We start from the raw sequence: 10498 nt of genomic DNA on the forward strand, positions 1-10498 counted from the left end.
GTCCCGAGTCGGTTCCGACAACGCCCGAGGGCGGGGGTTTGTCCGAAACCGTGCCGTTCGCCCAGTGGATCACCGCGTAGGTTCACAGGTGTTCACTCACCTGGACTCTCACGGAGGAGCCCCGATGGCCACTGCCACCACCCCGATACCGCGCCGCGCCGTCCTCGCCGACCTGCTGCCCGCCGCCTCCACCCGCCTCGGCGCCCAGGCCCGCGACCTGGCCCTGGTGGCCGGCGGCGCCGCGCTGACCGGCGTGGCCGCCCAGCTGTCGGTCAACGTCCCCGGCTCGCCGGTCCCGGTCACCGGCCAGACCTTCGCCGCCCTGCTGGTCGGCACCGCGCTCGGCACCCGCCGCGGCGCCGCCTCGCTGGTGCTGTACCTGCTGGCCGGCATGGCGGGCCTGCCCTGGTTCACCGGCGGCGCCACCGGCTGGGCGTTCCCGACCTTCGGCTACGTGCTCGGCTTCGTCGTCGCCGCCGCCCTGACCGGCGCGCTGGCCCGCCGGGGCGCCGACCGCACCCCGGTCGACACCGCCGTCACCATGGTCCTCGGCAGCCTCGCCATCTACGCGGTCGGCGTCCCGTACCTCGCCCTGTCGCTGCACGTCCCGCTCGCCCGCGCCGCCGAGCTCGGCCTCTACCCGTACCTGGTCGGCGACGCCCTCAAGGCCGCCCTCGCCGCCGGCGCCCTGCCGCTGGCCTGGAAGCTGCTCGGCCGGCGCTGACCACCCCCGCCGCGCCGACCGCTCCCCGCCGGCGCCCCCGTTGTCGGGCCCGGGCGCACGCGCATGCCACACTCATGGCATGCGCGTGTACCTGGGCTCAGACCATGCCGGATACGAACTGAAGAACCACCTCGTGGAGTGGCTCAAGGGGGCCGGCCACGAGCCGGTCGACTGCGGGCCGCACATCTACGACGCCGAGGACGACTACCCGCCGTTCTGCCTGCGCGCCGCCGAGCGCACCGCCGCCGACGAGGACGCCCTGGGCATCGTCATCGGCGGCTCGGGCAACGGCGAGGCGATCGCCGCCAACAAGGTCAAGGGCGTCCGGGCCGCGCTGGCCTGGAGCGCGCAGACCGCCGAGCTCGGCCGTCAGCACAACAACGCCAACGTGATCTCCATCGGCGGCCGCATGCACACGGTCGAGGAGGCCACCGGCTTCGTCGAGGTCTTCCTCAAGACCCCCTACAGCGGCGAGGCCCGGCACACCCGCCGGATCGAGATGCTGAGCGAGTACGAGACCACCGGCGAGCTCCCGCCGATCCCGGCCCACCACCCGCAGGGCTGATCCCGCCACCCACCCTCTCCGGCGGCCGGCCGCACGCTCCCGTGCGACCGGCCGCCGCCGTCTCCGGGCCCCCGGAAGCGCGTGACGCGCCCGGAACGGCCCCGCGCCGCCTGTGGGATCGGCCACAGGCCCCCGCGCGCCGGAATCCCCGCGCGCGGGGCGTACGCGCCGCCCGCACGGTTCGTACGCCCAACCCGCGCAGGCCTCCTGACGGCACGCCCGCAACCGTTCCGATCGGCCGAAACCCGGTGGACGCCCCGCATTCCGGCACCACCGCCCGCCCCCGTCCCGTCGACGCCGGGCGGTGCCCGTGGATAGGGTCGGACCCCATGGCTGGCAGAGCGCCGGGCACACCGCCCCAGACGACTGCGACGAGGCCCGGCGCCGCCCCGGCGTCCGAGTCCGTGACGGCCCGGTTGCGCAAGAGGCTCCGCCGGGTCCGCCGAAGGCTGCGCACGGCCGGGGTGGACTACTTCCGCGGCGGCGCCGCCGACTGGCCGGTGCTCTGCGCGCTCGCCCTGCTCGTCCCGCTGCTGATCATGCTCAACATCTGGATCCCCGGCTGGGCCCCGCCCACCTCCCTGGTCCTGCCGATCCTGGCCGGCGCCCTGCTGCTGCGCCCCGGCAGCCTGGTGGTGCTCTACGCGCTGGCCGCCCTCGGCCTCTCCTCCGAGTCCGTGATCCACACCGGCCAGCGGGTCGCCAGCAACAACCCCGAGGCGTACCTCTACGGGGTGACCCCGGGCGCGGCCCTGGTGGTCGGCGCCGCCGGCGTGGGCGGCCTGCTGCTCGCCCAGTTCCGGGCCCGGGTCGGCGTGCCCTGGTGGGGCGGCTCCACCATGCTGTTCGACTTGCGCGAGCGGCTGCGGGTGCAGAGCCGGGTGCCCGAGCTGCCGGACGGCTGGCACGCGGACATGGCGCTGCGCCCGGCCGGCGGCCAGTCCTTCTCCGGCGACTTCGTGGTCGCCGCGCGCACCGGCCCCGGCCAGCGGCTGCTGGAGGTGGTCCTCGCGGACGTCTCCGGCAAGGGCATGGACGCCGGCTCCCGCGCCCTGCTGCTCTCCGGCGCCTTCGGCGGCCTGGTCGGCTCGCTGCCCGCGCACGACTTCCTGCCCGCCGCCAACGGCTACCTGCTGCGCCAGTCCTGGGAGGAGGGCTTCGCCACCGCCGTCCACCTGGTGCTGGACCTGGACACCGGTGAGTACGAGCTGCTCTCGGCCGGGCACCTGCCGGGCATGCAGCGGCTGGCGGGGGAGGGGCGCTGGGAGGTCAAGCAGGCCGAGGGCCCGCTGCTGGGGATCTACGACGGCGCCAAGTTCGAGGGCGTGCGCGGCCGGCTGAACCGGGGCGACGTGCTGATGCTGTGCACCGACGGCATGGTCGAGGCGCCGGGCCGGGACCTCGGGGAGGGCATGGACCGGCTGATGGGGGAGGCGGACCGGCTGGTGCCCGGCGGCGGACCCGGCACGGGCGCGGGCGCCGCGGGCGCGCTGATCGAGACGGTCGCCCGGGACATCAACGACGACCGCGCCGTGCTGCTGCTCTGGCGCGACTGACGCCCGCCGGCACCCGCCCGGCCCCCGTCGCCGGGGCACATGCCGGAGGCAGCCGCGGCTGTCAAGCCTGGCAGCTGATCTTCAGCCAAATCGGACGCCCCGTCGACTGACCGGACCACTGGCTTCCGTTACCCGCCCCCGACGGTTTCCCGGCCGCTCAGCACGGCCCCGCCGACGATTCGTCAGGACGGCTCCGCTATCGTCCCGGTCGGCGGAAACTCGTCTCGCATCGCAGGATATCGGCGTTGGGCTGACTTTCAGACCTTTACGCAATCGGCACGGTCGACCACACTGAGTCCGGGCGGGACTGTTCAGGATTCGGGGGATAGGGGGCGTCACGTGCGGCACGACAGACAGCGGTCGACCGCGGGCTCCCTCACCGGCGGTGTGCCGGACGGTCCGCGATTCCGCCTCGGGACCGTCGGACAGGCCGGGGTCCGGCTTTCGCAGGTGCCGCCGGGCGGCGGCACCACGCTATGAAAACGAGGAAGTGAGTCCGGGTGGCACTCTCCGTCTCCGCACTGGTCCTGTTCGCGATCCTGTGCATCATCTTCATCCGCAACAAGCAGATGAAGATCCCGCACGCGATCGTCGCCGCCCTGTTCGGCTTCATGCTGCACGAGACCACGGTCGCGACCTCCATCAACTCCCTGCTGGCCAACCTCGCGCACAGCATCTCCGGCATCACCGGAGGCTGATCCGGCCGGGCCGTCCGCACCCCCGCCGCGGGGCTACCGGCCGGCCCGTCTGGCTTCCCGCCAGCGAGCGAACAGTCCCCGGGGGCGCGCGGCCGCCGGGGCCGGGACACGCATCGGTGCGGGTGCCACGGCACCCGCCGACGTGTGCTGCCCCGACGCCGCCGGCTCGGCCGTCAGCAGGACGAACAGCCGGGCCCAGCACAGCCGTTCACCCCGCGGCCAGTCCAGCGCGCGCAGCGCCGCCGAGGCCGCCTCCGACACCTCGCCGCCCACCCGGACCTCGGCGACGTCGTCCCCCGCCTTGCCGCCCAGGAAGAGCTTGACGCCCACCGGCCCGGTCCCGGTCAACTCCGCGCGCAGCGCGGGCGCGAGCGCCGGCAGCACCCGGTGCTCGGCCAGCCAGCCCGCCAGGTGCTCGTTGCCGAAGCCGAACACCGCGGCCGGCCCCTGCACCGCCCGCCAGCCCGGGAGTTCGGGCAGGGCCGGGCGGTCGGCGTGCACCCCGCGGCCCTCCGCGAACTCGACCAGCACCGGGGCGGTGGTGGTCGCCCACATCTTCACCGCGTTGGCGAGCTTCTCCTCCTCGGTCTTGCCGAGGCCGGCCGCGCAGTCCCACACCACCGGGGCGTCCGCCCGGCCCAGGTGCAGCACGAAGCCGAGGTCCACGTGCCCGGCGCCGTCGTCCCCGGGGTGCTCGCGGACCGCCACCGCCGTGGTGCCGGGGCCGCGGACCACCTCGCCGTCCGGGCGGAACACCTGGCCCAGCCGCGCCATCTCGCGGACCACACAGCGCTGTATGACGGCCAGCCGCTCCTGAGGACCCACCGGGACTCCTCCACCTCGGGAGCGCGCGGATGAGGTCGCGCTCGAACTCCGCTCGAACGCCGCCGAGGCTATCGGCCTGGCAGCCCACCGGGAAACCGTGCGGACCCCGCGGCCCTCCGGTCGCGGAAATGTCCGGCATGCCCCACTTTGGGCAGCGGAACCTGAAGGCCGTCCGCCCGGAGGACCCGCATGCCCCGCAGCGCCGCCCCGCCCCCGCTCGTCCTCCTCGCCCCCGGTCCGCCGCCGTTCGGCCCCGCGGACTCCGGACTGGTCGCCGAGATCGAGGCCTACCTCGCCTCGCTGCCCGCCCCCGCGCGCACCCCGGTGCCGTACGTCTGCCCGTACGGCAGCACCATGCGGCCCTGGCAGGCCGGCCACCCCGAGCCCCGGGCCACCCTGCTCGACCGGGCGCTGGGCCGGCCCGCCCGGCCCGTCCCGGTCGCGGCGGCCGACCACCTCAGGCTCGCCTCCCGCTACATCGGGGCGCACGGCTGGCTCCAGGGCGCGATGTGGGACGAGGCCGGCCGGGTCTGCCTGCTCGGCGCGCAGGCCGCCGTCCTGGCGCACGGCTACGGCACCCCGGCCACCGTGCGCACCGCCCGGGTCCAGCTGATGGAGGTGCTGCACGCCACCGGCCGCCCGGCGCGCTCCCCGGACGAGTACAACGACCGCCCGACCACCCGGGAGGGCGACGTCCACCAGCTGCTGGACCGGGCCGCCGCCCGGGCCGCCCGGCTCGGGCTCTGAGGCCCCCGCGATGCCTCCGGGTGGCCCCCGCGACGCCTCCGGGGGCTTCCGGGCGGGAAAACGTCGACGGCCCCGGTGTGCTGGGCACACCGGGGCCGGACCGGAGAGCGGGCGACGAGAATCGAACTCGCGTGACTAGTTTGGAAGACTAGGGCTCTACCATTGAGCTACGCCCGCACGACCTTCCCAGCCGTCACCGGCCGGAAGTTCGGGGGACAGCCTACCTGGTCCGGCCGCCCGCGTGCACACCGGATCGCGCACACCCCCTGCGCGCCCGCGCGGTATATCCCGCGTCGCGCCCGGGCGGATTTTGTCGGCGAGCCGCCCAGGCCCGGCGTGTACGCTTCCTCTCGGCACCACGGGGTGTGGCGCAGTTTGGTAGCGCGTCCGCTTTGGGAGCGGAAGGCCGTCGGTTCGAATCCGGTCACCCCGACAGTGCGGCAGGGTCTCGTCCGTAGGGGCGGGGCCCTGTTCTGTCTCGGCGCTCCCGGACGGCGGTACGGTGGCGCCTGGCGTCCGCCTTTGGTGGTACCGGTAGGATGGGGCGCTGGCGGTAGTCCCTGTGGCGTCAACCCAGGTCAACCGCACGAGGGCGAGGAGTCAAGCTCACCGTCCACCCCACGGGAGATGCAGCTCCAACCGCCCATCGCCCGTCTCGTCCGACCCCCCTTCCGGCTCCGTCCGGACGACGGGGACGGGCGGAGACAACCTGACCGCAAGCCCCTAGGAGACCTAACCGTGAAGAGCGCCGTCGAGACTCTGAACCCGACCCGGGTTCGACTCACCGTCGAGGTGCCCTTCGAGGAGCTCAAGCCCAGCCTCGACGCGGCGTACAAGAAGATCAACCAGCAGGTCTCGGTCCCGGGCTTCCGCAAGGGCAAGATCCCGAACCGGGTCATCGACCAGCGCTTCGGCCGTGGCGCCGTGCTGGAGGAGGCCGTCAACGACGCCCTGCCGCGCTTCTACACGCAGGCCGTCGACGAGGGCAAGATCGAGGTCCTCGGACAGCCCGACATCACCAACATCGAGGGTGTCGAGAAGATCGCCGATGGCGGCGACCTGAAGTTCACCGCCGAGGTGGACGTTCGTCCCGAGGTCACCCTGCCGGAGTTCTCCTCCATCGAGGTGACCGTCGACCCGATCGCCGTCTCCGACGAGGACATCGAGAAGTCGCTGGAGCAGCTGCGCGAGCGCTTCTCCTCGGTCAAGGACGTCGAGCGCGCCGCCGCCGCCGGTGACATCGTGGTCGTTGACCTGGTGGCCAAGGTCGACGGCGAGGTGCCGGAGGACGGCACCGCCAACGGCGTCAGCTACGAGATCGGCTCGGGCCGTCTGATCGACGGCATCGACGAGGCCGTCATCGGCCTGTCGGCCGGCGAGGAGAAGACCTTCGAGACCGAGCTCAAGGGTGGCACCCAGGCGGGCAAGACCTCCGAGGTCTCCGTCACCGTCACCGCCGTCCAGGAGAAGGAGCTGCCCGAGCTGGACGACGAGTTCGCCCAGCTGGCCAGCGAGTTCGACACCCTGGAGGACCTGCGCGCCGACTCCCGCAAGCGCCTGGAGCGCATGAAGGAGTACGACCAGGCCACCCAGGCCCAGGAGAAGGTCCTGGACGCGCTGCTCGCGCTGGTTGAGATCGAGTACCCCGAGAAGCTTCTCAAGGACGAGGTCGAGACCCGCAAGCACAACGTGGAGCACCACCAGCTCCAGCCGATGGGCCTCACCATCGACGCGTACCTGGAGACCCAGGGCAAGACCCGCGAGGAGTGGGACGCGGAGATCGAGGAGCAGGCGAAGAAGGGCATCAAGACCCAGTTCGTCCTGGACCAGATCGTCGCCAACGAGGAGCTGGGTGTTAACCAGGAGGAGCTCACCGAGCACCTCATCCGCCGCGCCGCCGGCTCGGGCCTGACCCCGGACCAGTTCGCGCAGCAGGTCGTCCAGGGCGGCCAGGTTCCGCTGCTGGTCGGCGAGGTCGCCCGCGGCAAGGCGCTGGCCACCGTGGTCGAGGCCGCCAAGGTCGTCGACACCGAGGGCAACGAGGTCAACTTCGACGACGAGGACGAGACGGCCGAGACCGTCGAGGCCGCCGCCGAGGAGACCGCCGCCGAGGAGAAGACCGAGGCCTGAGCGCCCCGGTAGCCCCTTCCGGCCGCAGCGGGCCCGGACGCCGTACGGTGTCCGGGCCCGCTGTCGTCCGGCCCGGCGGCCGCCGCGACCCTGCGCTCACAGCGAACAGTTCTGCGTGAGGGATTCTGCGGCCGGGCCTGCGCGTTAGGGTCCTTGGACAGCAACAATCACGACGTGATACCCGGAAGCTGTGCGACACCGCGACGGCCGTGGAGCGACCGTCCAAATCGACTGAGCAGGTGGCTAAGTGACGTTCCCGCAGATGCAGATGCCTGGCCCGATGGCACCGCACGCCGCCGCTGGTGACGTGCTCGGCGGCCTTGGCGACCAGGTCTACAACCGGTTGCTCAACGAGCGGATCATCTTCCTCGGCCAGGCGGTGGACGACGACATCGCCAACAAGATCACCGCGCAGCTGCTGCTGCTGGCCGCGGACCCGGAGAAGGACATCTTCCTCTACATCAACTCCCCGGGCGGCTCGATCTCGGCCGGCATGGCGATCTACGACACCATGCAGTACATCAAGAACGACGTCGTCACCATCGCGATGGGCATGGCGGCCTCGATGGGCCAGTTCCTGCTCACCGCGGGCGCCCCGGGCAAGCGCTTCTCGCTGCCGAACTCCACGATCCTGATGCACCAGCCCTCCGCGGGCCTCGGCGGTTCCGCCACCGACATCCGGATCCAGGCCGAGCAGCTGCTCCGCACCAAGAAGCGGATGTCCGAGCTGATCGCGCACCACAGCGGCCAGTCCTTCGAGCAGATCACCGCCGACTCCGACCGCGACCGCTGGTTCACCCCGGAGGAGGCCCTGGAGTACGGCCTCATCGACGCGATCATGCACAGCGCCGCGGACGTCCCCGGCGGCGGCGGCACGGGCGCTGCCTGAGCCTCGGCCCGGCCCGCGACACCACAGCCCCAACGCCTCGGAGGACAAGGACCCCCATGAACATCCCCAGCCTGTCGGCCGCCCAGGCCCGCGTCGAGGACATGCGCGCCGAGGGCCGCTACATCGTCCCGCGCTTCGTCGAGCGCACCACGCAGGGCATCCGCGAGTACGACCCGTACGCCAAGCTGTTCGAGGAGCGCATCATCTTCCTCGGCTCGCAGGTCGACGACGTCTCGGCGAACGACATCATGGCGCAGCTGCTGTGCCTGGAGTCGATGGACCCGGACCGCGAGATCCAGATGTACATCAACTCGCCCGGCGGCTCGTTCACGGCCCTGACGGCCATCTACGACACCATGCAGTACGTGAAGCCGGACATCACCACGGTCTGCATGGGCCAGGCGGCCTCCGCCGCGGCCGTGCTGCTCGCGGCCGGCACCCCCGGCAAGCGGATGGCGCTGCCGAACGCCCGGATCCTCATCCACCAGCCGTACACCGAGACCGGCCGCGGCCAGGTGTCCGACCTGGAGATCCAGGCCAAGGAGATCTTCCGGATGCGCGAGCAGCTGGAGGAGATGCTGTCCAAGCACTCCAACCGGACGGCGGAGCAGGTGCGCGAGGACATCGAGCGCGACAAGATCCTGACCGCCGAGGAGGCCGCCGAGTACGGTCTGATCGACCAGATCATCTCCACCCGCAAGACCTCGCTGACCTCCTGAGGTCGGCTCCCTCCGGCCCGCGAGCGGGTCGGAGGGGCCCGTCGGGGCGGGGTGCGCACACGGGTGCGCACCCCGCCCCGGCCCATCGGCGGGCCCGTGCGACGGCATCTGTTCGGTATCAATTCGCCCAGGGCGTAGGGCAGACCTGGCGAAGAGGACGGAATCACGGGCCCGGCAGAGTACCGTCGGATAGCGAGACCGAGCGCCGTCGGCGTTGACGGTCCACAGCACCAGGCCCCGGAACCCCTGCGGGGCCCCTGGCGAAGGGGAAGCACCTCGTGGCACGCATCGGAGACGGTGGCGACCTGCTCAAGTGCTCGTTCTGCGGCAAGTCGCAGAAGCAGGTGAAGAAGCTGATCGCCGGCCCAGGCGTGTACATCTGCGACGAGTGCATCGACCTGTGCAACGAGATCATCGAGGAGGAACTCGCCGAGACCTCCGAGGTGCGCTTCGAGGAGCTCCCGAAGCCGCGCGAGATCTACGAGTTCCTGGACCAGTACGTGGTCGGCCAGGACCTCGCCAAGAAGGCGCTGTCGGTCGCTGTCTACAACCACTACAAGCGGGTCCAGGCGGGTGAGGCGGGCCGCAGCGGGGGCAACGGCCGCGAGGACGCCATCGAGCTGGCCAAGTCCAACATCCTGCTGCTGGGCCCCACCGGCTCCGGCAAGACGCTGCTGGCGCAGACCCTGGCCCGGATGCTGAACGTGCCGTTCGCGATCGCGGACGCCACCGCGCTGACCGAGGCCGGCTACGTCGGCGAGGACGTCGAGAACATCCTGCTCAAGCTGATCCAGGCGGCCGACTACGACGTCAAGAAGGCCGAGACCGGGATCATCTACATCGACGAGATCGACAAGGTCGCGCGCAAGAGCGAGAACCCGTCGATCACCCGGGACGTCTCCGGCGAGGGCGTGCAGCAGGCCCTGCTGAAGATCCTGGAGGGCACCACCGCGTCGGTGCCGCCGCAGGGGGGCCGCAAGCACCCCCACCAGGAGTTCATCCAGATCGACACCACGAACGTGCTGTTCATCGTCGGCGGCGCGTTCGCCGGCCTGGAGCGGATCATCGAGGGCCGCGCGGGTGCCAAGGGCATCGGCTTCGGCGCCAACATCCGCTCCAAGCGGGAGTCGGACGCCAGCGACCACTTCCGCCAGGTGATGCCCGAGGACCTGGTGAAGTTCGGCATGATCCCCGAGTTCATCGGCCGTCTGCCGGTGATCACCAGCGTGCACAACCTGGACCGCGAGGCGCTGCTCCAGATCCTCACCGAGCCGCGCAACGCGCTGGTCAAGCAGTACCGCAAGCTGTTCGAACTGGACGGCGTGGAGCTGGAGTTCTCCCGGGACGCGCTGGAGGCGATCGCCGACCAGGCGATCCTGCGCGGCACCGGCGCGCGCGGGCTGCGGGCCATCATGGAGGAGGTGCTGATGTCCGTGATGTACGAGGTCCCCTCGCGCCAGGACGTCGCCCGCGTGGTGGTCACCGGGGACGTCGTCTCCAAGCACGCCATCCCCACCCTGGTGCCGCGCGACATGATCAAGCGCGAGCGCCGGGAGAAGAGCGCCTGACCCGAGGCCGACACCACGAGGAGGGGCCCCCCAACGGAAACGGTGGCGGGCCCCACCACCGGGGGTTCGCGAAGTGG

The 10498-nt window shown here is 72.0% G+C and carries 10 protein-coding genes and 2 tRNA genes; 10 read left to right on the top strand and 2 right to left on the bottom strand.

Features of this window, described 5'->3' with window-relative positions; translation table 11 throughout:
• Positions 1–124: 124 nt before the first annotated feature.
• From ACWDD9_RS35805 to ACWDD9_RS35820, 4 genes are all read left to right on the top strand, one after another.
• A complete protein-coding gene (locus tag ACWDD9_RS35805; protein WP_049648959.1) occupies positions 125–724 on the top strand; it encodes a biotin transporter BioY in 600 nt (199 codons plus the stop codon).
• A 79-nt stretch (positions 725–803) separates the two neighbouring features.
• On the top strand, positions 804–1289 hold the full coding sequence (locus ACWDD9_RS35810; protein ID WP_049648958.1) for a ribose-5-phosphate isomerase: 486 nt from the start codon (positions 804–806) through the stop codon (positions 1287–1289).
• Between the two features lie 329 nt (positions 1290–1618).
• Positions 1619–2845 carry a SpoIIE family protein phosphatase gene (locus ACWDD9_RS35815; RefSeq protein WP_079271718.1) on the top strand — a complete coding sequence of 409 codons (1227 nt, stop codon included), beginning with the start codon at positions 1619–1621 and terminating at the stop codon, positions 2843–2845.
• A gap of 500 nt (positions 2846–3345) precedes the next feature.
• Positions 3346–3543, top strand: a complete 198-nt coding sequence (locus tag ACWDD9_RS35820) for a hypothetical protein (protein WP_049648957.1) — start codon at positions 3346–3348, stop codon at positions 3541–3543.
• Positions 3544–3576: 33 nt separating this feature from the next.
• Here ACWDD9_RS35820 and ACWDD9_RS35825 read toward each other — a convergent pair whose 3' ends face one another.
• A complete protein-coding gene (locus ACWDD9_RS35825) occupies positions 3577–4368 on the bottom strand; it encodes a DUF6348 family protein (protein WP_143204453.1) in 792 nt (263 codons plus the stop codon).
• Positions 4369–4557: 189 nt separating this feature from the next.
• On the opposite strand from ACWDD9_RS35825, the gene ACWDD9_RS35830 reads away from it, so the two are divergent.
• The gene (locus ACWDD9_RS35830; RefSeq protein WP_449813923.1) at positions 4558–5115 is read left to right on the top strand and encodes a DUF6197 family protein; all 558 of its coding nucleotides are present in this window, start codon (positions 4558–4560) and stop codon (positions 5113–5115) included.
• Positions 5116–5221: 106 nt separating this feature from the next.
• On the opposite strand, the gene ACWDD9_RS35835 is transcribed toward ACWDD9_RS35830, so the two are convergent.
• A tRNA-Gly gene (locus ACWDD9_RS35835) sits at positions 5222–5292 on the bottom strand.
• 182 nt (positions 5293–5474) lie between these two features.
• Between ACWDD9_RS35835 and ACWDD9_RS35840 the strand changes: the two genes are divergently transcribed.
• The 5 genes from ACWDD9_RS35840 (at position 5475) to clpX (ending at position 10421) form a co-directional block, all read left to right on the top strand.
• Positions 5475–5548: transfer RNA gene (locus tag ACWDD9_RS35840), tRNA-Pro, on the top strand.
• A 305-nt stretch (positions 5549–5853) separates the two neighbouring features.
• Positions 5854–7245, top strand: a complete 1392-nt coding sequence (gene tig / locus ACWDD9_RS35845) for a trigger factor (RefSeq protein WP_049648954.1) — start codon at positions 5854–5856, stop codon at positions 7243–7245.
• A 268-nt stretch (positions 7246–7513) separates the two neighbouring features.
• A complete protein-coding gene (locus ACWDD9_RS35850) occupies positions 7514–8134 on the top strand; it encodes an ATP-dependent Clp protease proteolytic subunit (RefSeq protein ID WP_049648988.1) in 621 nt (206 codons plus the stop codon).
• 56 nt (positions 8135–8190) lie between these two features.
• Positions 8191–8853, top strand: coding sequence for an ATP-dependent Clp protease proteolytic subunit (locus ACWDD9_RS35855; RefSeq protein ID WP_049648953.1), 663 nt, complete (start codon positions 8191–8193; stop codon positions 8851–8853).
• Between the two features lie 278 nt (positions 8854–9131).
• Positions 9132–10421 (top strand): ATP-dependent Clp protease ATP-binding subunit ClpX, encoded by a 1290-nt coding sequence (clpX, locus tag ACWDD9_RS35860; protein WP_045696864.1) that lies wholly within the window; start codon positions 9132–9134, stop codon positions 10419–10421.
• Positions 10422–10498 lie beyond the last annotated feature (77 nt).

This window comes from Kitasatospora sp. NPDC001119, assembly GCF_053598475.1.